17 protein-coding genes, 1 tRNA gene and 5 pseudogenes are annotated in these 24,177 nt (G+C 70.2%); 12 read left to right on the top strand and 11 right to left on the bottom strand.

What is annotated here, in order from left to right:
• Nucleotides 1–162 precede the first annotated feature (162 nt).
• Both OG361_RS00115 and OG361_RS00110 read right to left on the bottom strand, forming a co-directional pair.
• Complete coding sequence (locus OG361_RS00115; protein WP_405851179.1) at nt 163–1,374, bottom strand: protein-L-isoaspartate O-methyltransferase family protein; 1,212 nt, start codon at nt 1,372–1,374, stop codon at nt 163–165.
• A gap of 558 nt (nt 1,375–1,932) precedes the next feature.
• Nucleotides 1,933–2,505, bottom strand: coding sequence for a methyltransferase domain-containing protein (locus tag OG361_RS00110; RefSeq protein ID WP_405851177.1), 573 nt, complete (start codon nt 2,503–2,505; stop codon nt 1,933–1,935).
• 192 nt (nt 2,506–2,697) lie between these two features.
• Between OG361_RS00110 and OG361_RS00105 the strand changes: the two genes are divergently transcribed.
• Nucleotides 2,698–3,570 (top strand): hypothetical protein, encoded by an 873-nt coding sequence (locus OG361_RS00105; protein WP_405851176.1) that lies wholly within the window; start codon nt 2,698–2,700, stop codon nt 3,568–3,570.
• 575 nt (nt 3,571–4,145) lie between these two features.
• On the top strand, nt 4,146–4,790 hold the full coding sequence (locus OG361_RS00100; RefSeq protein ID WP_405851175.1) for an SDR family NAD(P)-dependent oxidoreductase: 645 nt from the start codon (nt 4,146–4,148) through the stop codon (nt 4,788–4,790).
• A gap of 40 nt (nt 4,791–4,830) precedes the next feature.
• Here OG361_RS00100 and OG361_RS00095 read toward each other — a convergent pair.
• Nucleotides 4,831–5,001: pseudogene (locus tag OG361_RS00095) on the bottom strand (aldehyde dehydrogenase); the annotation flags it as partial.
• Between the two features lie 476 nt (nt 5,002–5,477).
• Here OG361_RS00095 and OG361_RS00090 point away from each other — a divergent pair.
• Entirely contained in the window at nt 5,478–6,209 is a 732-nt protein-coding gene (locus OG361_RS00090; RefSeq protein ID WP_405851174.1) for a class I SAM-dependent methyltransferase, read from the top strand.
• A 168-nt stretch (nt 6,210–6,377) separates the two neighbouring features.
• Here the strand turns inward: OG361_RS00090 and OG361_RS00085 are convergent, their stop codons facing one another.
• Nucleotides 6,378–6,857, bottom strand: coding sequence for an excalibur calcium-binding protein (locus tag OG361_RS00085; protein ID WP_405851173.1), 480 nt, complete (start codon nt 6,855–6,857; stop codon nt 6,378–6,380).
• A gap of 395 nt (nt 6,858–7,252) precedes the next feature.
• On the opposite strand from OG361_RS00085, the pseudogene OG361_RS00080 reads away from it, so the two are divergent.
• Both OG361_RS00080 and tpg (OG361_RS00075) read left to right on the top strand, forming a co-directional pair.
• A pseudogene (locus OG361_RS00080) lies at nt 7,253–7,707 on the top strand (transposase); the annotation flags it as partial.
• Nucleotides 7,708–7,818: 111 nt separating this feature from the next.
• Nucleotides 7,819–8,372, top strand: a pseudogene (gene tpg / locus OG361_RS00075) (telomere-protecting terminal protein Tpg).
• A 319-nt stretch (nt 8,373–8,691) separates the two neighbouring features.
• Here the strand turns inward: tpg (OG361_RS00075) and OG361_RS00070 are convergent.
• Nucleotides 8,692–8,765 (bottom strand) — tRNA-Met (locus OG361_RS00070).
• A 573-nt stretch (nt 8,766–9,338) separates the two neighbouring features.
• Between OG361_RS00070 and OG361_RS00065 the strand changes: the two genes are divergently transcribed.
• Together OG361_RS00065 and OG361_RS00060 are read left to right on the top strand one after the other, a co-directional pair.
• Complete coding sequence (locus OG361_RS00065; protein ID WP_405851172.1) at nt 9,339–10,664, top strand: lipase; 1,326 nt, start codon at nt 9,339–9,341, stop codon at nt 10,662–10,664.
• 661 nt (nt 10,665–11,325) lie between these two features.
• The gene (locus OG361_RS00060; RefSeq protein ID WP_405851171.1) at nt 11,326–12,447 is read left to right on the top strand and encodes a PP2C family protein-serine/threonine phosphatase; all 1,122 of its coding nucleotides are present in this window, start codon (nt 11,326–11,328) and stop codon (nt 12,445–12,447) included.
• Between the two features lie 30 nt (nt 12,448–12,477).
• Here the strand turns inward: OG361_RS00060 and OG361_RS00055 are convergent.
• A pseudogene (locus OG361_RS00055) lies at nt 12,478–13,296 on the bottom strand (IS5 family transposase).
• A gap of 255 nt (nt 13,297–13,551) precedes the next feature.
• On the opposite strand from OG361_RS00055, the gene OG361_RS00050 reads away from it, so the two are divergent.
• Nucleotides 13,552–13,959 (top strand): DUF4158 domain-containing protein, encoded by a 408-nt coding sequence (locus OG361_RS00050; RefSeq protein ID WP_405851170.1) that lies wholly within the window; start codon nt 13,552–13,554, stop codon nt 13,957–13,959.
• A 476-nt stretch (nt 13,960–14,435) separates the two neighbouring features.
• Here the strand turns inward: OG361_RS00050 and OG361_RS00045 are convergent, their stop codons facing one another.
• Nucleotides 14,436–15,083 carry a hypothetical protein gene (locus OG361_RS00045; protein ID WP_405851169.1) on the bottom strand — a complete coding sequence of 216 codons (648 nt, stop codon included), beginning with the start codon at nt 15,081–15,083 and terminating at the stop codon, nt 14,436–14,438.
• 60 nt (nt 15,084–15,143) lie between these two features.
• On the opposite strand from OG361_RS00045, the gene OG361_RS00040 reads away from it, so the two are divergent.
• Entirely contained in the window at nt 15,144–15,653 is a 510-nt protein-coding gene (locus OG361_RS00040) for a DUF5954 family protein (protein ID WP_405851168.1), read from the top strand.
• A gap of 6 nt (nt 15,654–15,659) precedes the next feature.
• On the opposite strand, the pseudogene OG361_RS00035 reads toward OG361_RS00040, so the two are convergent.
• Together OG361_RS00035 and OG361_RS00030 are read right to left on the bottom strand one after the other, a co-directional pair.
• Nucleotides 15,660–15,923: pseudogene (locus tag OG361_RS00035) on the bottom strand (hypothetical protein); the annotation flags it as partial.
• 299 nt (nt 15,924–16,222) lie between these two features.
• Nucleotides 16,223–16,777: a hypothetical protein gene (locus tag OG361_RS00030; protein WP_405851167.1), complete on the bottom strand. Its 555-nt coding sequence runs from the start codon at nt 16,775–16,777 to the stop codon at nt 16,223–16,225.
• Between the two features lie 357 nt (nt 16,778–17,134).
• Here OG361_RS00030 and OG361_RS00025 point away from each other — a divergent pair, with 357 nt between their 5' ends.
• The 3 genes from OG361_RS00025 to OG361_RS00015 are packed head-to-tail and all read left to right on the top strand — an operon-like array spanning nt 17,135 to nt 20,591.
• Nucleotides 17,135–18,700: a Mu transposase C-terminal domain-containing protein gene (locus tag OG361_RS00025; RefSeq protein WP_405861971.1), complete on the top strand. Its 1,566-nt coding sequence runs from the start codon at nt 17,135–17,137 to the stop codon at nt 18,698–18,700.
• 44 nt (nt 18,701–18,744) lie between these two features.
• Entirely contained in the window at nt 18,745–19,446 is a 702-nt protein-coding gene (locus OG361_RS00020) for an AAA family ATPase (RefSeq protein WP_405851166.1), read from the top strand.
• Nucleotides 19,443–20,591, top strand: a complete 1,149-nt coding sequence (locus OG361_RS00015) for a hypothetical protein (RefSeq protein ID WP_405851164.1) — start codon at nt 19,443–19,445, stop codon at nt 20,589–20,591. The genes OG361_RS00020 and OG361_RS00015 overlap by 4 nt, the downstream gene beginning before the upstream one ends.
• On the opposite strand, the gene tpg (OG361_RS00010) is transcribed toward OG361_RS00015, so the two are convergent.
• Nucleotides 20,569–21,105, bottom strand: coding sequence for a telomere-protecting terminal protein Tpg (gene tpg, locus OG361_RS00010; protein WP_405851162.1), 537 nt, complete (start codon nt 21,103–21,105; stop codon nt 20,569–20,571). The two genes, OG361_RS00015 and tpg (OG361_RS00010), sit on opposite strands and share 23 nt — an antisense overlap.
• A gap of 153 nt (nt 21,106–21,258) precedes the next feature.
• The gene (locus OG361_RS00005) at nt 21,259–23,643 is read right to left on the bottom strand and encodes a Helicase associated domain protein (RefSeq protein ID WP_405851160.1); all 2,385 of its coding nucleotides are present in this window, start codon (nt 23,641–23,643) and stop codon (nt 21,259–21,261) included.
• Nucleotides 23,644–24,177: the final 534 nt, after the last annotated feature.

Below are 24,177 nucleotides of genomic sequence, written 5' to 3'. Positions count from 1 at the left end.
CCAGTCGCCCGTTTGCGGGGGAGAGGCGGCGTGCTGCGGGAGGGGGGTGTGCTGCTGGGCCATGAACACTCTGCTCTCGGGGGATCGTCGTGGACGGGCGGACAGGGGGCGTTGGAGGAATCCGCGCTCGCGGGCACAGGCCGCGAGCGCGGATCCGGTTGGTTATGGGGATGGGCGGGGAACGGCGGCGAGCGGCGGCAGCGTCCAGGCGAGCTGCCCGGCGCCGGTGCCTGCGGTGACGCTCTGGAGTCCTCCGTCTGCGGGGAGATCGACTGTGTAGGTGCTCGGGCGGCCTGCCCGTACCCATTGATGGTGGAGGTCCTCGAGTTCGCCCCACACATCCCGGGTCCCGTGCACACGCACGGTGCCCTCGCCGGGACCTGCGACGGCCCAGGAGCCGTCTTCGGGAGCCACCAGGGTCATCGTCTCGGCCTGGAAGTCCCGGACCACCTGCGGGACCTGGTACGCCGCGGCCAGCCAGAAGCCGTAGGCGTCGTCCGGTGGCGGCGCGAGCCGGGTGGGGCGCGGCGTGCCGGGCTCAGCCTTGACGCGGGCGCGGTGGTCGACCGCACTCAGCCACCGGTAGCCGAGCATGGGCCGGTATCCGCGCGGCCTGCCCGTCAGGACCGCCTCGATCCGGCCCGTGGCGGTGCGGGTGACGAGGAGCTGCCCGGGCCAGCTCGGTGTGCGGGTAGCGAGGGTCGTCAGGAGCCGCCCACCGGGGGCGAGCTGGTCGGCCCATGCCGGCGGGACGCAGGGGACGCCAATGCCGGAGTGGATCCGGTCGAACTCACCGCCGGCCGGATGGCCATCGAGGGCGTCGCCCTCGACCACCGTCACGCCCAGGCCGAGCCGGTCGAGGTTCTGCTGGGCGAAGGCGGCCATGTGCCCGCCCCGCTCCACGCCGGCGGCCAGCCCGGGACCGGCGATGGCGGCGGCGAGCGCGAGGGAGACCCCCGGGCCTGGGCCGAGCTCCAGGTACCGCTGCCCCGGCCCCAGTTGCATGGCCTGGAGGGCCTCGACGGTGGCGGGCGTGTAGGTCGCCATGGAGGTCATGTTCCCGCCGGTCACCGGCCCGCGGACGAGAGCATCGAGCCGCTCCCCGTCGCGCTGCACGAGGATCGACTCGTCGCTGTGGATCAGATCGAGCCACTCGGCCCGGTCGTCCGGGTGGGAGCCGTCGAGGAGACGCCAGTCGATCGGATCGGCGCCCGGGCCACTGACGCGGACATAGGCGTGAGGGAGCAGCCCCTCACGGGGCACGGAGAGGAGAGCTGCGCGCAGGCGGGGGTCGGTGAGGGTGCCTTCGGACTCGAGGCGGCCGACCAGCTCGGCACGTCGACCGGCCGTCGTGGCGTCAACATCCAGGGACACGGGCGCTTCCTTCCTTCGGTGTCGGCATCGTAGTGAGGTGGCGGACGGGCGAGGCCCACAGCGGCCAGGCCGGGGCGAGATGGGCCACCGTTCCGGCCGACAGCGCCGCGCGCACTCCGAGCGCGGCGGCGATACCGCCGGCGGTCAGCGCGCCGAAGGGCCGTGCGCCGGCCACCAGCCACACGGAGGTCTACTGCGCGCGGGACTGCAGCTCGGGCGGGCACGTCAGCTGCCGGATCGACCGCTGGGACGCGCCCGGCGCTGCCTCGGCGGACTAGGCGATGCTGGGGGCTGGCACCGACTGCTCCGTTCCGGTTCGCGGCGGGCGAGAGCGTGCAAAAGCCGTGCGAGCTGCCGGTACGGCTCGCGCGCCGAAGCGGCCCACTCCGCCTCCAACGCCGCGGCGTACTCGTTGGGCTCGGATGCCCAGTCGTCGCGATGGCCGTCGAAGATCCGCACCCCCTGCCAAGGCAGAGGCAGCAGGCCGTGTTCGACAGCGAGCCGTTAGAGATCCTCGGCGCTGTCACCGCGGGTACGGACGCCCGGATGGCCGACGGCTCACGCCGGTGCCTCCCTCGATGAGGTCGCGTGCCACTGTGCGCTTGCCGCACAGGGCCTCACGGGCGCCGACCCCGGCGGCCGGCCTTTCGTCGGGATGCTCAGCACACCACCAGCCGCCACGAGCCCGGCCAGGCGGGCGACCGGACCGTCCAGCTCTTCCAGGCACATCAACACCCTGTGGCAGCACACCAGGCCGAACCGCTCGTCGCCGACGTCCAAGTTCTCGACGCCCGCCTTCAAGAAGCGGACCCGCTCCGCCAGTTCGGGCCGGAACGCCTTTGGCACTCTGCGGCGGCGAGCACGCCGGCAGACGGGCCCACCGCGGTCACCAGGTACCCGGCCGCGGCGATCCGGAACGTCATCTCGCCCGTCCAGCAGCCGACGGCCAGGACCCGGTATCCAGGCCGGTCGCCCGTACAGGGAGTTGGGGTGGCTGCGTTGAGTGACTTCGCGGCCGTCGGCGCCACGTACGAGGCGCACTCGCACAGCGTGTGCGGGGCTGCCTTCGTCCCGACCTCGTCTGGCGTCGGTTGCGGGCGAAGGTGCCGCTCTCGACGACGCGGCCTTCATCGAGGACGTAGATGATGTCCGCGTGGCGCGCGCTGGCGAACCGGTGGGTGATCAGGACGGTCGGGGAGAAACAACCGGCGAGACCACCGGAGAAACCACAGGCGAGACCACGGGCGAGACCACCGGCGGGGCACGTCCGAAACCGGCAGGTCCGACGGGAACGGCTGAGCCCGCCCGAGCGAAGGGGGCCCTATGACCGAAGCGGACTCCGACAGCGGAACGCGCCCCTGGGGCGACTGGGTCGTCACTTTCGCCACACTGGCCGCCCCGACCACGTTCATCGGCGCCCTGCTGCTCTACTTCGGCTTCGCCTACACCGACACCCTCTACGCGTACTTCGGCGTCGACGCCGCGACCCTCGGCTTCTCCACCCAGGAGGACGCGCTGCGTAGTGCCGGAACCCTCTACGTCCCCGCGGGCGCGGCGCTCACCGTCGCGCTTGCCGGCGTCCTGGTCTACTACGCGGCGCGCACGCTGGGAAACCGGGGCGCGCCCCTGCCCCAGGGGAGCCGGCTGGCGCCGTATGTCATCTCTGCCTGCGGCCTGGTCATGTTCGTCCTGGGCGTGCTCGGCGGTTTCGCTGTGTGGCGCGCCGGAGCGACGGACACCCCGCTGCTGATCGGCGGCGGACTGGTGCTTGTCGTGTTCGGCAGAGCCCTGTCCTTCAAGCTCGCCGGCGCCGACTACCCGGTGGCACGCGAGCGGCTGGCGCTCGCCCTCGTCGCCGCGCTGGTCGGCCTGTCCTGCTTCTGGGTGGTGCACGCGTACGCCAAGAGGCACGGCGCCGACGACGCCCGATACCTGGCGCGGCACCTGTGGCTGCGTCCTGCGGTGACCGTCGACACGGCGGAGCGCCTGTACTTCTCCCATCGGGAGGTACGCGAGACGGCCCTGCCGGTCACCGGTCCCCCGCAGCGGTTCCGGTACCGGTACGAGGGTCCGCGGCTCCTCGCGGAGGTCAACGGCCGCATGTTCCTCATCCCCGAGGACTGGGCGACTTCGGGCGGCGGCGTGCTCGTCGTGCCGGCGGACGGGGCGGTGCGCGTCGCCTTCCGCTCGGGCTGAGACGTCCAGGCCGCACAGGCCACCGCGGGTCACGCACCCGAGCCCCGCCCCACTCCCCAGCGACCACCGCTGCCACGAAACCGAGCGCACCACCTGCGTCCCTGCCCTGCTCACGCCCCATGGCCCAGGCGCTGCGGACCATCGACCACAACTCCGTCGACGGCCGCCCGTACCCGCCGACGCCGACGCCGACGCCGACGCCGATTCAGGTGTCCAGGGCCCGGGGACTCCTCGTGCACCGTGCGATCGGCAGCGACCGCGTCGCAGGCCGCCGAGACCGAGGCGGCGTGAAGGGTAAAACTCCGCGTGTACGTGGGCTGTGGCACCGTGCGCGGGTTTATGACCCGCGCCCCGCTCCCGGTGTCCGACGCGGGGAGCTGCTGAGCGCGGTACAGGACCAGGGCGCACGCGGCATGCACACGGGCGGAGCTGCGGTATGAGGCGGTTGTGGGGCCGGTGCCGATCGTGCCGAAACCGATCTCCTCGGCGGGGCGATAGCCGGGCGCCCGGGGAAGACACGGCGGCCGAACGAAGTTGACCTTCCTGTCGTTGCACTCCAAGAAGAAGGAGCAGTCATGGCGGGAGCGTTGGTCATTGGGGCAGGGCCGGGGATCGGGCAGGCGGTGGCCCGGCGGTTCGCCCGGGAGGGGCTGCCGGTCGCCCTGATCGCGCGGACGAAGGAAACGGTGGTGGCGGCGGCCGAGTTCATCGGCCCCCTGGGTGTGCGGGCCGTGCCCCTCACCGCCGACGCCGCCGACGAGACCGCCCTGCGCGCCGCCCTCGACACCGCCGCCGGTGAACTCGGCGAACCCGACGTCGTGGTCTACAACGCGGCCGTCATCCGGCGCGACGCCGTCGGCGAACTCACACTCCGCGACCACTCGAACGCCTACGCGGTGAACGTCCTCGGCGCCCTCACAGCTGCCGCACACACCCTGCCCGGGATGGCACGGCGCGGGCGGGGAACCTTCGTCGTCACCGGCGGGATGCCCGAGATGAAATCGCAGTACGTGAGCCTGTCGCTGGGCAAGGCCGGGGTGCGGGGTCTGGTCGAACTGCTTGACGCGGAGTACGGGCCGTCGGGTGTGCACGTCGCCACGGTCACCGTCGGCGGAGTCGTCGCGCCTGGGACGGCGTACGACCCCGACGACATCGCCGAGCACTACTGGCGACTGCACACCCAGCCGCGCGGGCAGTGGGAGCGCGAAGTGCTCCACTGAGCGTGCCTCGGGCCGTCGGTCGCCGTGCGGCCGACGGCTCTCACCCCGGCCACACGATCGCCTGCAACTCGCTGTAGGCATGCGCGTGTACGAGCCGATGTCCCAGCCCCACCCCGTTCCTCCTGAAACCGCCGAATCGCGCCACCGTGTTGCGGCCGACGGTGTTCACACCGGCACCCCGGAGCCGACCGCTCACAGCCGACGCCGCTGCGGAAGGACATCCACCAGGCACTCGACTGCGCGGCCGGCCTGGCCGGCTCCCCGCTCGTGTGGGGGTGGTCCCACCCGCGGCCGGGGGGAGGCAGATGATGCGCCCCCGCCGCCCTGCCTGTGCGGGGACGGTCCCGGGTCCTTCCGCGGTCCGCGTCGCCGGGACCTGGCCCGCTTTCCGCGCCCGTGGTGATGGTCCGCCCGCCCGCAGGCCGGCGGGGCCGTGCCTCGGGCCAGGTCGCCGTGAGGTCCGTCGGCGCCTTTGGCCGTGGGGCCCGGGACCACGGCCCGGTGGCGGGATTGCGTCCATCGTGTGGACGTTACGCGTGGCGGGCGAGCGGTACGAGCCGGACGCCGGTGGAGACCGTAGCGTCGGGCCGTCTTTACGGCGTGCGCCCGCACCGGGGCATGCCCGCCACGGGGCTACACCCACCTAGGAGTGGACGGCCCGCCCACGCACGCACACGAGGACCCGTGATGACCACACAGGACACCGCCCCGCCCCTGCTCACGCCCGACCGGCTCGACGAGGTCGAGGGATGGTTCTTCGACGCCGACCGGTTCCTCTTCGACTGGCTCCTGACCCACCAGCGCGACCACGGCATCCGCGGCGACCTGCTGGAACTCGGCGTATACAAGGGCAAGAGCGCCATCGTCATCGGCTACCACGCCTCCGACGGCGAGCGGTTCACCGTTTGTGACCTGTTCGACGCCGACGAGGCCCCGGACGACTCCACGGCCACCGAGATGCGGGTGTACTACCCGACCCTGACCCGCCAGGTGTTCGAGACCAACTATCTGCGCTTCCACCGCCGACTGCCCACCGTGATCCAAGGGTCTTCCTCCGAGGTCACCGACCATGTGCCCGCCCGCAGTTGCCGCTTCGTGCACATCGACGCCTCGCACCTGTACCACCACGTCCGCGCTGACATCACCGCTGCCCGCGAGCTGCTGACCGAGGACGGGGTGGTCTGCCTCGACGACTTCCGCAGCCCCCACACCCCCGGGGTCGCGGCGGCCACCTGGGAGGCGGTCCTCATGGCCGGCCTCAAGCCGGTGGTGCTCACCGAGAGCAAGCTGTACGGAACCTGGGGCTCCGCGGACGTCCTGCGCGACACCCTCGCCGACCACCTGACCACCCACCCCACTCTCTGGGGCGTGATGGAGGATGTGGCCGGGCACACCCTGCTGCGAGTCCACTCCCGCTGACCGCCGCCGCCCTACCGCCGGAGCAGGGCGACTCGGATGGGGTCCGGCCGGGGGACGTTGGCTGGACTCCCACCGTGCCGCGCTGCGGCGTTGCCGGACGTCTCGTGGCGCGGCCACAGATCGCCGCAGGGGCCTGGATGTCCTCGGCGCGCCCGGCTCGTTGGGTGGTCACGGCCGCTTCGATCCGCGGCCCAGGCGGCGTGCGGTGAGGTATCCGCCTGCCACGGTGGCCCCGACGGCCAGGGTGAGGCCTATGCCCACGCTGAGCCCGGAAGGGCCGGATGCTCCGCCGATTCCGGCCTGGGTGCCGCGGCTCGGAATGACGGGGGCCGGAACGACGGGAGTCGCCGACTGAAGGGCGGTGGCACTCGGATTCACCGGCTGGACGGCGGTAGCGCTCGGACTCACCGGCTGCACCGTGCCGGCGGTGGCGCGACTGGGCAGCGCTTCGCAGGCGATGCCGTCATCGGGGCCCTGGTCTTCGTCGAGCCGGTTCGGATCGCTCGTGTTCCGCTCGAACTCCGACTGCGCGTCTTCCTGGAAACGGAAGTCACCGCAGTTGAGATCCTGACCACGAGCGACGCCGGACAACGGCGCGACTGAGACGATCGCCAGGGCTATGCCGGCCACCACGCTGCGACTGCTCATCACAAGACCTCCCTCAGTGCCTGCAAGCGTCATCCCAACGCTAAGAGCGGCCCACCCCCAAAGCGCGTGACGCTAGGCCGAACGGGCACCACGCTGTGTGGTTCGCAGGGTGTTTTTCCCTGGTGGGAGGGCAGTTGTGAGGGGTTTACCAGGGATCAAGACCACGTCCTGGAAGGGCTCAACATCGCTACCAAGAAGAAGACCGAGGCGGAGACTGTGCCGGGCGTGAGCCCGGTGCAGAGCGACGCACCACTCCGCGCATCATCCAGCTAAGTCTTGTGCCCATGCCGTGGCCCTTGTGCGGCACCGCCCGGCCTCCAGCGCCCACCTCAAGAAGGCTGATCAAGGGCTCGAAGTCCAACCGTTCCGGCAGGATGATCCCCTCCGGCTTGATGGGCTCCAGGACAGGACGAAGCCCTGTCGATCGGGGCAGGACGGTCAGCAAGCATCATCCGATCACCGACGCCACCGGCATCCCGCTTGCCGCCACCTCGACCGGCGGCACCACAACGACGTCACCCAGCTGATCCCACTCCTCCAGGCCGTGCCGCCGGTGAGGGGCAAGCGCGGCCGGCCCCGGCGCCGCCCGGACCTGGTGCCGGCCGACCGTGGCTACGACCACGACAAGTACCGCCGCCTGGTCTGGGACCTCGGAGTGAAACCGCAGATCGCCCGCCGCGGCACCGAGCACGGCTCCGGCCTGGGCACCCAACGCTGGTTCGTGGAACGCGCATTCGCCCACCTGCACTGGCTGCGCCGCCTATGGGCCCGCTGAGAGATCCGCGACGACACCCACGAAGCCTTCCTCACCCTCGGATGCGCACTCATCTGCTGGCGACGTCTGAAGTCATTGCACATGCGCGACGTCAAGAACATCGAGTGCAGAGGGCGTTGGAGAGGGCTCAACATCTCCAACCTGATCAAGACCGATCCGAGCGCGGGAGAAGGGGAGTAGCCGACCATGGTGGACTCGCTGGGGGACAGCCTGGACCGCGCACTGGAGGGGGCGTTCACCCGCCGCATCCCGCAGAGCGCCCAGGCACAGATGACGTACCTGGTCAGGCGGCTCAAGGGCACCAAGGCCGCGGCCGAGGCGCTCGGGGTGTCCCATCGCACGGTGGAGCGGTACGTGGCGGGCAAGCTGAAGCGGCCCCGCCAGGATCTGCGCGGCCGTATGGAGCGTGAGGTGAAGAAGCGGTGGCAGCCGCAGATCCGGGCGAAGGCCCGGAAGAAGGCGGCGGCCACCGACGGCCTCGTCTCCACCCGGGCCCGATTCGGGTTCACCGCCGCCGCCGACACGACCGACGACGCCCGGCTCCGCAACATCGCCCAGGCTGGCCGCCCCAGTGGGCGGACCGCCTGTACACCGCCCGCGAGCAAGGCGCCACCGAACAGCAGCTCCAGCGCATCGCCGCCGAGGGCCTCGCGGAGATGTACCTCCGCGCCGGCAACACCCGAGCCTCCGGCCTCGGCGCGGAGTTCACCGACGTGGAGTGGATCGCCATCGAGCTCTAGTCCGTCTCGTGGGGAGGGGCTGTATTTCCCGGGTGTGGCTGAGCGCGCGTTTCGGCGCCTGAGCGGTTCAGGGGCCGGTCTGGCGCTCAACGGATGGAAGCAGTGAGCCCCGCCGGCGTCGCGGAACCCTCGACGGTGCCACAGACACCGGGCCGGCAGACCGGATCACGGCGTACGACATGCAACCCGTGACCCTCGGCGGACCCGACACCACACAGTGCGTCCCTCAGCCACAGCCGCAGCCATGGACGAAGGCGCTCGCCGGTAACAACACACATGAGGCCCGGATCCACCGGATCCGGGCCTCATGTCACTTCAGTAGCGGGGACAGGATTTGAACCTGCGACCTCTGGGTTATGAGCCCAGCGAGCTACCGAGCTGCTCCACCCCGCGTCGGTAGGTACAACACTACGCCACTCACGGCATCCCCAAGACCAGGCCGCTCTCGTCAGGACTCGCCTGGACCGGACGGTGCGGCGACCGCGGCACTCCACGGGCTAATTGCGCTCCCCAGTCCCACCGACGTGTGACTCCAGCGCTTCAGTGGGCGGATGCGTGCGTGAGCCGGCGGCGGGCCTGATCATCGAAGCCGGCGGACAAGGAAGCCGTTTGCCGAGGCGCGACAGGTGTCCTATAGACGGGCTTGTGGTCACCAAGATCGCAGCGAGCGCGTCGAGGGGCGGTCCCCGTTCGATCTGAAGCGCGAGCTGTGGCTGCCCGCCGGCAGTGTCTTCCACCGCGATCCGGCCCTTCTGGGGGTGTCGAATCCCCACCTCCATGTCCAGCTGCGCGGGGCTGGTGAAGGCCGCGGTGGCGGGGCCAGCCGCATCTGGGGACACCACGTGGCGGTGGCCGCCTTCGGGCGGCAACGCGATCGGGTGCAGGCACCAGGAGGACCCGGGGGCCTGCACCCGTGCGCCGAAGGTCGCGACGCGTGAGGCTGAAGGGGCCGTCATCGAGCCGCACTTGGGGGAACTCGTGGTCATCTCCACCGCAACATCGTCGCGCAGCAAAACCCGGTACCGCGGTGGCCGCCGGGCGCAGGTGGCAGCGGTCTGCGGCGGCCTGCTGCTGAGCGCACAGGCTGTCGCCACAGCCGCCACCGCCGTCACTCCGCCCGCCGCCCATGCCCATACCCAGGCGCAGTACGAGGAGCGTGGCCGAGGCACGCTGGTCTCCGCCGAGAAGCTGTACACGCTCGCGACCCCGCAGGCCGTGGCCCTCGAACTGGGCGCGGCCGGGTTCGCAGACGACACTGTTCGGCACGGCGTGGTCGCGTACCGGCTGGTCTACCGGACCGTTGACGCGTACGGGCGGCCGATCACGGCGAGCGGGCTGTTCGTGCTGCCGCTCAACAGCGAGGGACGGCTGCGGGCGGTCTCCTTCGCGCACGGCACCGGCAGTCACAGGGACGATTCCCCGTCCATGCAGCGTGCCAGGTTCGTGTCCGCGCCGGTGATCGCGCATGCGGCGGCCGGTGCCGCGGGGGTCGCGCCCGACTATCTGGGGATGGGCAAGGGACCCGGTCTGCACCCCTGGATGGACATCGACTCCGAGACCACGGCGTCCCTGGACATGCTCAGGGCGGCCCGCGCGTTCGCGCCCCGCACCGGACATGTGCTGGAGCGCGAGGTCATGGTCACCGGCTTCTCGCAGGGCGCCTCGGCGGCGCTGGGGCTCGGCCGGGCTCTGGAGGCAGGTGAGGACCGCTGGTTCAGGCTGGGCGCGCTGGCACCGGTCAGCGGCGCGTACGACTTCGGCGGCGCGGAGCTGCCCGCGCTCCTCGAGGGCAGGCTGGAACCCAAGTCCAGTGTGCTGTACGCGGCGTACACGCTGGTCGCGTTCAACCGGCTTCACCACATCTACGACCGTCCCGACGAGGTCTTCCGGGCCCCTTATGACAGCACCGTCGAGGCGCTCTTCGACGGTGCCCACACAGGGGAGCAGCTGATGCGGGGCACCCCGGGCGCTCTGGACGAGTTGCTGACCGGGCACGGCCGCGAGTTGCTCGCGCACCCGACGGGGCCGCTGGCGGAGGCGCTGCGCGCGACCGATGCCGTATGCACCGACTGGGCACCGCGTGTCCCGGTGCGGCTCTACATGGCGACCGGGGACGAGCAAGCGGTCACTGACAACACCGAGCACTGCCAGGCGGCTCTGCTCGGCAACGGCGTGGACGCCCCGGTCGTCGATCTGGGCGATGTCGACTACCACGGATCCCGTCACCTGGGGTCCAATGTGGCAGCCACGTCGTCGATCGTGCGCTGGTTCGGTGAGCTGCGCCGGCCATGACGGGAACGCCCCGGCTCCGCGGTCGCTGCTTCTTCGGTCAGGGCCGGGGCGTCCGAGTGCTCGGAGGCCCCGGCCGACTGAAACGGGCTGCGGATCTCCGACCGGCTCGTCCGATCGGAAGGTAGGGAGCCGCAGACCCTCAGTGACCCGCTCGGCCGGGCCGGCTGCGACGCCGACCCCATCTGGGGAGGCCGCGCCACCTTCACCCGCGACGCCCACGGCCGCCCCTACGAGATGAACGCGATCATCACGCGAGGCGTGCTCGACGAAGGCACCGATGCCAACGGCACCCGCATACCGCGAACGTCCAGACCCTTGAAGGCCTCCCTCGCCCTCCTGCAAGGAGACGACTGGTTTCGAGACGGTCCAGCTGCTCGTCGGCACCGCGCGTAACCGCCGGGCCAGCAGCGACCGGTCCGTCGAGGTCCTGACCGGGACCGTTCTGCCCAGCGCCCTGGGCGGCGCCGTGGCACAGCAGGGCCAGGTGCGCCCTGTGGTGTTTCGTCGCCGGGCAGCCGGGCAGCGTCCCTCTGTACTGGGCGATGTCTGCCAGCGCCCTCTGTCCAGCAGCGCCGCCGACCCCTGGACCTCCGCCTCCATCTGTGGCCCAACAACGTTCCCTGAAGCGCTATGCGCCTCTTATGTGGATATTCTGTCCGGTGTGATCGAGTCTGGACGGCCGCGGCCACGGCCACGGCTTCGCCGGCGCTATGGCCCAGGGGTGCTTGTGCGGCTATCGCCGGTCATTCTGACCGTCGTGATCGCCGCACTGGCCTACACCACTCCGCCGGAGCTGGCTTTCAGCCGCCTCCTGCCTGCCGCGCCGGCTCTGGCCGCCGCCATGTGGCCGGTCCTGCCCACCGTTCTGCTCGGCACGGTCTGCCTGCTGCTGATGATCGGCCTCAGCCTCGTCTTCCCCGACCTTGGAACGTGGTGGACGGTCGCGGGGATCATCGCGGTCACCGTGGCCGCCGCCTACGGAAGCCATGTCCGGCTCCAGCGGGAACGCACCCTCCTGCAGGTACGGCTCGTCGCCGACGCGGCGCAGCAGGTGGTGCTGAGCCCGATGCCACGCCGCTTCGGAAACGTCGAGATCGAGTCTCTGTACCTCGCGGCCGCGGCGGAGGCGCGCATCGGCGGGGACTTCTACGAGGCAATCGACACGCCGTATGGCGTCAGGCTGCTCATCGGTGACGTACGGGGCAAGGGCCTACCGGCAGTGGGAGCGGCCGCGGCCATCGTCAATGCCTTCCGCGAGGCCGCCTACAGCGAGACCGACATGATCCACGTCGCACGCAGACTCGACGCCAGCTGCACCCGGTACAACGGCGCCTTTCCCCCCGACGGGACGATGGAGCGCTTCGCCACCGCGCTTCTCGTCGAGATCCCGAACGACGGCGGGCGGATCGACGTCCTCAACTGCGGCCACCCGCCCCCGCTGCTCCTGAACCGCACGACACTGCGCGTCCTTGAGTCGAAAACCCCCTCGCCACTGCTCAGCCTTGCCGAGCTGCTGGGTGATCACTACAACGTCGACACCTGCGCCTTCGCCCCCGGTGACCTGCTGCTCCTCTATACCGACGGGATCGCCGAGGCTCGTGATCGTAACGGCGAGTTCTTTCCGCTGGCCGCCTGGATGCGTCGACAGCCCCTGACGCCACCCCGCGAGCTTCTCACGGCGCTTCACCGCGATCTTCTCCGCTACACCAACGGACGCCTGGATGATGACATCGCAGCCCTCGCCGTACACCTGAGCGGGCATCGAGCCACCCAGTCCCAGTGAGCGACTCGCCTAGGTTCTGTTGTCAAAGTGTCACGCCCACATCAGGAGTGAGGCGAGGGTGACGGCGGCTTTGTAGGACTGGGCGGTCTTGTCGTATCGGGTGGCGATGCCGCGCCACTGCTTCAGACGGTTGAAGCAGCGTTCCCGACGTTGCGGTGCCTGTACGCCTCGCGGTCGAAGGCCGGCGGGCGGCCGCCTCGGCTGCCCCGTCGGGCCCGGTTGCGGGCCTGGTCGGCCCGCTCGGGGATCGTGTGCGGGATGCCTCGGCGGCGGAGCCAGGTGCGGATCGCCTTGGAGCTGTAGCCCGTGTCGCCCAGGACGTGATCGGGCCGGGTGCGGGGTCGTCCCGGCCCGAGGCGGGGCACCCGGATCGCCTCCATCACGGCAGTGAACCGGGTGCAGTCGTTGGTGTTGCCAGCCGTGACGACGAAGGCGAGCGGCCGTCGCAGGCCAGGTGGATCTTGCTGGTCAGGCCGCCGCGGGACCGGCCGAGGGCCGGGTCACGGAGCCCCTTCTTCGGGCCCCGGCCGCATGCTGGTGAGCGCGGACGATCGTGGAGTCGACCGACACCAGCCACTCGATTTCGCCCGCCGCGTCCGCCTTCGCCTGCGCGGCCCGCAGCATCCGGTCGAACGTCCCGTCCGCCGCCCACCTGCGGAAACGCGTGTGGAGCGTGGCCCACGGCCCGTAACGCTCGGGCACGTCCCGCCAGGCCGTCCCGGTCCGGAACTTCCACACGATCCCGTTCAGGACCCGGCGGTCGTCCAGCCGCTTCCGCCCCCGCAACGACTCGGGCAGCAACGGCCGGACGAACTCCCACTCGGCATCAGACAGTTCATGACGACGTATCACGACCCCATGATCCACCAGCAAAGATCATCTGAAGACACTGCCTAGGGGTCCAGCCAAGGTACGTACAAAAGGGGCCATGACCGTGATCTTGGAGTCCTGAGGCCCCGCTGCCGTCCTGGGCAGCGTCTACCACTGCCCGGGGTCGCCTGTCCCGAGTGTGGAGCTTTCGATCTTTGCTCGGGGTCTGGGGTGTGAGCACGCCCACGCGGGCGGGCGTCGCTCGCGTCAGGCTTCGGGTTGTAGGGCTTCGGGATGACGTCGATCGAGCGGACCGCGTATCCGCGGTTCAAGCGGCTGATCACCGCGCGTGAGCTGCACCTGTTCTTCTCGCCGAGCCGGGAGGAGGTGGAGTGGGCGGTGGCCCGGACCGGCTCCGACGGGCACCAGCTCGCGCTGCTGGTGCTGTTGAAGTCCTATCAGCGGATGGGGTGCTTCCCGCAGTGGGAGGAGGTCCCGGAGACGGTGGTCGACGTCGTGCAGCGGGCCGTGGAACTTCCGGACGGCGTGGTGGCCGGCTACGGCGCGGAGAAGACGGCGAAGCACCACCAGTCGTTGGTGCGGCAGCGGGTCGGGGTGACCTACGACGCGGGGCAGGCCGCAAGGTGGCCGAGGAGGCGATCCGGGCGGAGGCCGCGTCAAAGAACAACCCGGCCGGCCTGATCAACGTGGCACTGGAACAGCTCGTGCAGCGGGGCCTGGAGCTGCCGGCCTTCTCGACGCTGGATCGGATGGCGATGAGCATCCGCACGGAGGTGAACAGCGACATCTTCGCCTTCGTCCACCGGCGGATCGGCGGGGAGGAGCGGGCCGGCCTGCTGCGGCTGGTGACAACGCTGGGCCTGGACCGCAAGACGCTGTTCAACCAGCTGAAGCAGCCCGCGAAACGTGCGACTTGGTCGCACCTCAAGAAGCTGTCGGACCACCGCGGGTGGCTGGACGGCCTGGGCGACACCGAGGTGTGGCTGGAGGGACTGGCGGCCGGAAAGATCGCGGACTTCGCGGGCGAAGCGGAGGCGGCCACTCGCCCCCCTGTGTCGCGACGCCGCGAACGGGCGGCGCCGGTTCCGCCCCAGGGGCGCTCTGCGGCGTCTCGTACCGGCGACAGTGTCGCCGTCAGTGACCCTCGCAGGTGGCCCTCAGCCCGTGAGGAAGGATCCCTCGCGACAAGCGTGGCAGACGAAGACGTAGCCCAGCTGGCCGCCGAGGTTCATCGCGGTCTCCCAGTTCATCCCCTCCTCCAGGTGTGCCGCGAACTCCATCGTGCCGGTGCAGGAGGGGCACACGGGCAGTCGGTCGTCCTCAAGGTAGGAAGGGCTGCCTCCGAGCGACCCGAGTACTTCGCGCTGCTTCCCGAATCGTTCTTCGGGTTCCCACTTCCATCCCGAGCGGGCAAGGTCGTACGCGTCAGGCTCGATCCCTTCCTCCTCGCAGGCCTCCTCGGGGTCGATCGTCACGACATGAGTGCGGATGGCCGAGGTGGCGGGCAGTAGCGTCACACCCGCCTCGGGCACGGCCACTGGTAGCAGTTCCTCCCGGGGAAACAGATAGACCCGGCTCGCGCTGGAGGTCGCCTCCCAGAATTCGCACGCGCCAGGGTCGTTCTGGCACAAGAACACCGACAGGACAGCGCCCTCGACGGGGAGATGGGCGAAGAACTGCAGCGGCCCTCCGCAGCCGCACACGGGCCAGGCGAATCCGGCCGGAGCCAGCGGCACGCCCCCGGTACGCGGGACGTCGGAATCGGCCGGTGCGGGGCCGTCGTAGATCATCAGCGCTGTCTGCATGACGAGAGGCTACTGGCGGCGGTCGCCCGGCTGGAGGAGGAGTATGTCGACGAGCTCACCGTGCTCGACAGGCGCTACCGCGTGGTGCGGGCCGAGGAGTACGTGGCCATCGACGCGCACGGCGGCATCGAAACGCCGCGGCCCACCGACCCCGAACCCCTCACCCCCGACTGGAGCCCCGGCGCCGGCGCCGGCGCCCGCAGTCCGCGGGTCGACGACGGCCTCGTCCTGGACCCGGGCGCACCTCTCGCCCCGCTTCAGGCGGCGGAGCGAGTCGCCCTGCGCTCCCTGGCCTACAGCGGGACCAGGTTCCCCGGTCCCATGCTCGCCGACTCGGCGCGGGCCGTGGAGAGTCGTCCGGACGTCCTGCTAACAGGACGCTCCGAAACCGATGAGCGGCTTCGCGGGCTCCCTCCGCCAGGACCTCGACGCCGTCACAGCCGGCCTCACCCTCAAATGGAGCTCCGGCGTCGTCGAAGGCCACGTCAACCGGGTCAAGACCTTGAAGAGGGCGATGTATGGCCGGCCTCGTTCGAACTCCTGCGGACCCGCATCCTCACTCAGTCATGACTCGGGTGGCCAGTAGACGCGGGTGTGCAGGAACGCGGCGATCGTGGCCGCGTCCCGGGGAGAGGAGAAGTGGAGCAGGGCCGACTCGGCGGCGGCGTCGGCACCGTCCTCCTGGTCCTTGCCCTCGCCACCGGCCCCGACGATCCGCCCGTCCTCGTCGCGCTGGATGTGGACCTTGCGCTGGCCGTGAGTGAGGGCGCGGGAGGCGAGCTGCTCGACCAGCCGCTCATCATGACTGCGCAGGCCTTGGAGGACCGCTACGAGGGGCGGAAGCTGGCGGCGGCTCACCCCGATAGTCGACCCCGCCGCCACGAGCAGCCCGTTCCCAGGCCGCGTCCACGTCATCCAGGACGGCGACGCCCACCTGGCCCAGGCAGTGCTGATGACCGACGAGGAAGCCGTCGTGTGGGTTACCGCGAGGGCGGCCGGAGAGACCGAAGCCGGTTGACCCGCACCGGACACTCCACGGGCCTGGGGGATCAGCCATGCCCAGCTCGGGGGTCGCACCGTCAACGATGGCGCGACCCCTCATCGTCACGCGCCCGGCTGCGGCTCCTCCACAGGATTGGTCAGTCGCCTACGTTGTCGTCGTCGGCGGGCGCGTCGTCTGTCTCTACTGCGCGGGCTTCCTGGGTGTCGGAAGAGTCCGGCTGCTCGGCTTCGTCATCAATGGCTTCATCGCGACCATGCGGTTGATGCAGGTCGACGGCGATGTCCAACTTGGGCATGGAGTCCGCCATCTTCCGGGCGAGGCGCTGGACCGGCGTGTCGATGCGCCGCAGTCCAGTCATCTGCCGGGCGAGGCGCTCTGCGGGGCCGTTGATCAGTGCTGCCTGTTGAGCGGCGATCTGCTTGGCGAGTTGCTGTGCGGGGCCGTTGATCAGTGCTGCCTGTCGAGCGGCGATCTGCTTGGCGAGTTGCTGTGCGGGGCCGTTGATCAGTGCTGCCTGTCGAGCGGCGATCTGCTGAGCGAGCTGGGTGGTGGCCGTATCGAGTTTCGCGAGGGACGGCGCAAGCTGTTCGGCGATCAGGCGCTCAGCCGAGGTTGGAACAGCCAGAGCTCTGCGCTTGGCACCCGCCACGATGTCAGCGCCCTGCTTCTTGAGAGCCTGCAGAATCCTCATGTGCGATCTCTCGGGTTGGTGTCAGTGGTGGTGTGTGTCAGTGGCGGAGGTTGTGTGAGTGGGTCTTTGTGGCTGGTCAGAGAGTTGTCGCTCGCTGTTTCTCGCTGTCATGAGGCGAGAGATTTCACTGTCATGAGGCGTTATCTCATGGTGGGTGATGCTGTCTCAGGTTCGAGAGTTCTTATGCAGTGAGACGGATGGGCCTGGTCTGATCGAGGGGTGGAGTCTGGGGATCGGGTGTCGGGGGAGACAACGGGGCTGCCTGAGGCTTCGGCCAGGGTTCTTCGCGGGCCGGCAGTACGTCGGCTGCTGGCGTTGCGTCGGGAGGGCGCGCTGTCGTCCCGGCATGTCCGGTCGATGGCTGAAGCGCTTCATGTGAAGGAGCGGACGGTGTGGCGGTGGCTGGCCGCTGCCGAGCGCGACGAGTGTGCGGCTGAGTGTCCTGGTGAACGGGCGCAGTCCCGTGACCGGTTCACGGTCACTCCGGAGGTCCGTGCCTTGCTCGCATTGTGGAAGGGGAACGTGGCCGCCGTTCACCGCGAGCTTGCTGCCCGCGCTGTGAGGGGACAGGGACCTCCTCCGCCCTCGATCCCCACTCTCCACCGGGCGATCCGGCGTGATCTGACGCCGGGGGAACGGGCCGGGCTTGCCGGCGGTGAGCGCGAGGCTCGCAGGCACGATGTGTTCTTGTCCCGGCCTCGGGGATGGCGGAACCAGGTCTGGGAGACCGATCACGTCCAGGCCCCGGTCCTGGTCGACGTCGAGGGCACCGTCCGCCGGCCGTGGATCACCTGGTTCGTCGACTGCGCTTCGAACACGATCATGGGTGTCGCGGTCACACCGGGGCATCCCTCACGGGAGTCCGTCCTGGCCGCGCTGCGCGCCGCGGTGGTGCGCGAGGAGCCGTTCGGGCCACAGGGCGGCCTGCCGGAAAAGGTACGCGTGGACCGGGGCAAGGACTTCCTATCGAAGACCGTTGCCGCCGCGTTCAACGCCCTCGACGTCACCGTCGAGGACCTGCCTGCCTACACCCCGCACCTGAAGGGCACGGTGGAGGGCCTGAACCGGGCCGTGGAGTCGATGTTCCTTGCCGCGCTGCCCGGCTACACCCGCCAGCCGCGCCCGGGCCGACGCCGGGCGCGGCCGAAGGACGAGGTGCTCCTGCACTTCGAGGACTTCACCACACGCCTGTTGGACTGGGTGGGCTGGTGGAACACCTCCCACCGCCCCGGGCCCTTGAAGGGCCGCTCCCCGCTGCAGGTGTGGGAGACGGATCCGACGCCGCTGCGTGAGATCGGCGCGGACGAATTGTGGACGTTCACCCTGGAGGACGACGGTCGGTTCCGGGTGCTCTCCACCAAGGGTGTCCGCTTCAGGAACCGCGACTACGTGGCGGCGTGGATGACGGGCCTGGCCGGTGAGAGGGTCCGGGTCCGGTTCATGCCGCATCACGACTGCCGCATCGAGGTGTTCGACGCCGCCACCGGCCGATACCTGGGCCCCGCCGAACTGGCGGACGCCGCCACACCAGAGCAGATCAGCGCGGTCCGTACAGCGAGGGCCGCCCGCACCCGCCGGCTGCGGCAGGACCTTGCCGCAGCGCAGCGTGAGCGCTACGCCGCAGCCACCCGGCCAGGGAAGCCCGAGCGGCTTGGTGCGGTGACCGGGGCGGAGGCCGGCCGGGAGCTGGCAGCGGCCGAGCAGTCGGATCTGTCGCGGCTGGCGTTGCCGGATCTGATCCCGCCTGCTGCGCCTCCGGCCGGCTGGCGCACGCCGCCTTCCCTTGTGGCCCGCACCCACCGCGCCCCTGCAGATACACCGACCGCTGACGAGCAGCCCCGCTCAGGCACCGCTGGCGCTCACAGCCCAGGCGCTGCCGCCGGTGCCGGTGCCGACGTGACCGGCGGGGGAGAACCGCGGTGACTGCCCCGACGTATCAGTACGTTGATCTGCCCGATGCGCAGATCGTGACGACCCGAGCTCTGCTGACCGCCAGGGAGAACATCGCCGACACGGTCGCGGCCCGGGCGATGATGTGCATCCACGGCGGTGCCGGGTTCGGGAAGACCCTCGCGGTCAACACCTGCCTGCGCGAGCTGGAGGAGACGGCGGGCGAGGAGGTGTGCCGGGTCACCTTCCGCGCCCGCCCCACCGCCCGCGCAGTCCGCTACGAGCTTTTCGAGACCCTGCGTCTGCCGGGGGAGCCGCCCCGTCACCCCAGCGAGTTCGACCGCCTCCTGAAAACGGCTCTGGCGGAACGGCCCCGTACATTCCTGGTGGACGAGGCGCAGTGGCTCAACGGGGAGGCGTTCGAGTACTTCCGCTACCTGTGGGACGAGCCCGCCACCCGGCTCGCGATCGTCTTCGTCGGCGGCGCCGGCGCGCATACCGTGCTGCGCCGGGAGCCGATGCTCTCCTCCCGGATCTTCATCTGGCAGCAGTTCACCCGTCTCACCCCGGCTGAGGTCCTCGAGGTCGTCCCGCTCTTCCACCCTGTCTGGGAGGACGCCGACCCCGCGGACGTGACGTTCGCCGACGAGCAGGCCGCCCACGGAAACTTCCGAGCCTGGGCCCAGCTCACCGCCCACCTGCGCACCGCCCTGGAACGCACCAGCCGCCCCCGCCCGGACCGCGACCTGCTGCGCTGGGCCTTCAGCCGCCTCGCATGACCCTCCCCGCACCCCGGACAGGCCTCGCCGTCGTCTTCGACCCCGGGGACGACGCCGCCTTCACCCACACCGCCCTGGCCGCGCACGCCCCGCAGGCCAGCCGCATCACCCTTCACCCCGGCCCGGGCACGACCAGCGACACCGCCCTCGCCTCCGACCTGCTCCAGGCCCTGGGCAAACCGGCCCACATCCCGGGCCGGTACCCGCACGGCCGACCACCACTGTGGGAGGCCGCCGCCGCGTGGACGACCGCCCTGGCAGTCACCCGCCTGACCGTCCTGCGCGCCCACCTCCTCGACCAGCGCCGCCTCCAATGCCTCCTCGACCTGCAGTGCCAGACCGGCATCCACCTGACCCTCGTCGTCCACCGCCCCCGCCTGACCGCAGCCCTCCACCGCGCCCTGGCAGCCGGCCACCACACCACCGTCCACACCCTCACCAAAGCCCGCGCCCTCTACCTGGGCGACACCGCCTCATCCAGCCCGCCGCCAGCAGCTCCCACCCTGCCCGCTTCGCCCGCTGCCCTGCGCTGGATAACCCTCGCCGCCCTCGACCGCCTCGTCTCCTACGACAGCCCCCAGCCCTGCACCACCGCCTGCGCACCGAAGCCGATCGTCTACCACCAGCGCCCGGCACCCCTACCACCCACGCCCGCCCAGACAGCCCGGCTCACCGACCGCCTGCACACCGCGACAGCCCACCCCGCCCGCGCCGCCGCCCTCGCGGCAGCCATCGCCACCGGAGCCTCGTTCCAACAACTCACCACCGCCCACACGGACGGCTTCCACCCCGCCGACCACACCCTCACCCTGCACGACCGCACCCGGTACACCGACGGCTGCGCGATCTACCCCATCCCGCCCTGGGCCACCGTCTTCCTCCACGCCGCGACCCGCTTCGCACACCTCACCAGCACACCCCACCTCCTGGCCGCCCCCACTGACCGCCCCGCCCTCCTACGCCTGGCCGAGACCATCAGACTCCGCCCGCCCCAGCCCCCCGCCGGCCGAGCAGGCACGCACCGCGGCCCGGTGGTCTGGGACTGGCGGGAGAAACACGAGGCACTGAGCCATGAGACCGGCCAGCCCGCCCCACCGCCGGCCGGAGGCAACTCCACAGCCGCTACGCGAGCCCGAAGTCGATGAAGTCGACTTCCCCGAACCGCACCTGCAGCGCGTCCGCCCGCCGGCCAGCCTGCCGGAAGTAGACGTGCCCCAACGCCCGGCCCAGGATCACCTCGTGCTGTCCGTCGGAAGCCCCGGCCTCCCAGGCGCGAAACAGCTCCCGTGCCACCTCTCCGGGCACCGCCACCGTCAGCAGCCGGAGCCGGGGATCGTCAGAGGTACCGGCACCGGCCGCGAACCCGAACCGCGCCCGCGTGTGCACCACCAGCCCCCGCTCCTCCGCGGCAGCCTGCCGACGAGCACGCACCCGCGGCTGCCACCGCGCCCGCACCCGCTCCTCGATCAGCACCAGGTGGCGACCACTCGGCCTGCCCCGCCCCGACCCCCTCCGCGCCGTCCACCGCTGAACCGTCCGCAACGACACCCCCAACTCCTGCGCCACCACCCGCTTCGACCCCTTCGCCCACCTGAGCAGCACACGCAACTGCTCCTCAGCGGTACCCGGCACCGGCTGCGTGAACAGCAACTGTTCCAACGCCGCCCGTACCACCGTGGCCTCCGTCCGTCGATCGCCTCATGCACCGGGTCTCCCATGTCTGACGGCGACGGGCAGCCGGAATCTCGATCTTCCTGCACGCAGCATTGAGATGCGGTAGGGCTCTGGAGATCACTTCGAGAAGGCACTCTGTCAACGCGCCCACTGAAGTCCGAGTTCGGCGAGCGCGGCGAGCTTGTCCGCGGTGAGCTTGGCCCGACGGCTCTTGCTGTTACTCAAAAACACCCCAAGCTTGACCTCCGTGCCATCCTCCAGCCGCTCTGTGTGGGCCCTGGGGACGACCACAGAGCCGGTCCGGGCCTTGTACTGCGCCAGGGCCGCAACACCCCGCTCGAAGGCGCTCACGGGCGTCGTGGACGCCTCTGCGAGTGCTTCCGGCTCCGGGGTGTGCGGGATGACGCCGATAGCCTCCAGGCGCCCGCGTTGTCCGTCGGTCAGGGCGGCCCACACCTCGGGCTGGCGCTGCCGAGCGAGCCACCTCCCGATGTCCATGCCGTGGACGGTGACGCCGGGTTCGACGTACGCGAGGATGGTCTCCTCGGCGAGCATCTCCCGGACCACGGCGTAGTGCCGCTGCCATGGGGCCGGCCACGCCGGGTTCCAGTCCCCGTCCACGGCCTCCAGTGCCGCCTTCCACTCGGGGTGATCGTCCAGGGCGCCGGGTCGGCGGAGGTTCGCGAGCCACTGCCCGATCGGCCGGTCCAGCATCGTCGCCGTCCGGGGCGCACACAGCGTCCAGTACTCCTCGTAATACGCCTTCGCCGCCTGAAGGTTCTCCTGGAACCGCTCATCCACAACCGACCACACCATCCCGAGCCGCTCCAGCCGCCCGGCACGCTGCCCGCTCATCTCCCCAGCCACGTACGCCCGCCGCTGCTCCGCCACCCACTGCCCAAGGGGTGCCGCACCCTCCCGATGCCCGTACGGCACTCTCGCGTGCCCGACCCGCTCGACGTACGCCTTGAGCTTCGCCCAGCCGCGCGCCCAGTCCTGCCGCTCGGTGTCGATCACGTTGAAGGACACCCAGTCAGCGACCATCACCGGGTCACGTGGAGCGGCAAAACGCAGCAGAAGACGGGATTCGTCCTCGCCTTCCCCGGGCGGCGGGCCGATGTACGCGGACGGCTGCGCCACGTCCTTCTGCGGCTCCTGCGGAATCGCCAGCAATTCCACGGCCTCTTCATCGTGAGCCCGCAACCCCTCAAGAACCTTCACCAAAGGCCGATACGACCCCGAGGTGAACATGTCCTCCGGCTTTTCCCCGGGCTGGAGAAATACAGGCACGATCAAAGACGCAAGCTTTCCCTCTCCGGGCTTCTGACGCAAAGCGCGGCCGATGGCCTGCACGATGTCATGGGGCGCGCCCTTCGGGTCCAACAGGGCCACGCTGTCCACGACCCGGATGTCGACGCCCTCACCCAGGACACGACAGTTCGAGAGCACGGCCCGCCGCGCCGTGGTCCCGAACCCGCCCAGCACCTCCCGCCGACGCTCCGGGACATGCTCACCACACAACCAGTCCGCCCAGACCCGCTTCGGATACGTCTCCGGCTGGTCCGCGTGCAGCTTCGCCGCCACGCGCTCCAAACCCTCCGCGTACGCCTGCGCCTCCATCGTCCGATGATGAAACGTGATGCACGTCGACAGACCGTGCTGCGCCATCGCGTGCAGCAACGCGGCCTGAAGGGCTCCGAGACGCTCCCCGCGCACCTTCTCGCTGTGCCGGTCCTCGCCCATCAGCCGCTCCGGGGTGACGACCGGGTCCTGAAGTTCCAGGACGATGATCTGATACCGCGCCAGCAGCCCACGCGACACGGCCGACGCCAGCGACAGCTTGTAGAGAACCGGCCCGAAGACCGCCTCATCGTCCATAGAGGCCGCCATCTCCCGCGGCAACGGGTCACGCACCCCCTCCACGACCTCCCGGTTCAGCCGCTCCTCCCAAATCCGCGGCGTCGCCGTCAGGTACAGCCGGCGGTGCGACGGGATCACGGTCTGGTCGTGGACATCGGCCCACGCCTTACCCATCGAGCCCGAAGTTCTGTGCGCCTCATCCACCACCGTCAGGTCCATCGGATCCAACTGCTGCCCGTAGACACCCTCGAAAGCCTCCGCCAGGACCCCCAGCGAGGCGTACGTCCCGAAGACGACCACAGGCCCGGAGCCATGCCACAGAGCCAGCCGCACAGGATTCGTCGTGGAGCGCACCTTCAGGCTCCACAGCTCCGGGTCATCGGTGAGGCTGCACACCGCAACCGCCGGCCCCGCATGCCCAGCCCCACGCCACGCCCGCACGGTCTGGGTCAGAAGATCCAGCGTCGGCACCAGGACGAGAATGCGACCCTTGGGCACGAGCCGCCTCGCCGACGCCGCCGCAATGATGGTCTTCCCCGTCCCGCACGCGGCGTGCACCTGCCCACGCAGGCCGTTCCAAGGAATACCACCCGGCGGAACATCGAGACCGCGCACAATGGCAGCAACGGCCTCGATCTGGTGGTCACGCAGTTTCACGGCCATTCCCGTGTTCTCCTTTTCGCGGAATGCGACGTGCAATCAGAAGGAAAGTCCGGCGCGGCGAGTGGTGGGCCGGGGTAGTGGTGCCTGATCCCAGACTCTACACAGTTAGGACCAGTGATGCATCACTCACTCGACAGGTTTGATCTGGAGGATGACGCTTGACTGATTCGCCCCCGCGCTCATGGTTCATTCGGCATACTGACGGGCCATTGGTAAACGTGAGCGGCTGGTTTCGAGGGTGGGGGAGGGGTTCGGGTGGAGCGCAGCGGAGCCCGTCACCTGCGGTGGGGCCGACACCCCGTCAGACCGATGGTCCGTCATCCTCGTTGCGGGGGTGGTGGCTGGGATTCCCAGACCCTACACAGGCCCGCACGTGATGCACCACCCCTTGTAGCCAGCCTGGGTGATCGCGCTTGCGCGGTCGCCTGTAATTCGCGCTTGCGCGAATTACATTCTTTTCTGAATTCCGTTTACGGAATTCTATTCCGGCGCTTGCGCCGGAATTCGAATTGCGCTTGCGCAATTCGCGCTCTA

Source organism: Streptomyces sp. NBC_00090 (assembly GCF_045160815.1).
GTDB lineage: Bacteria > Actinomycetota > Actinomycetes > Streptomycetales > Streptomycetaceae > Streptomyces.
This window is presented reverse-complemented; position numbering and strand designations above follow the sequence as displayed.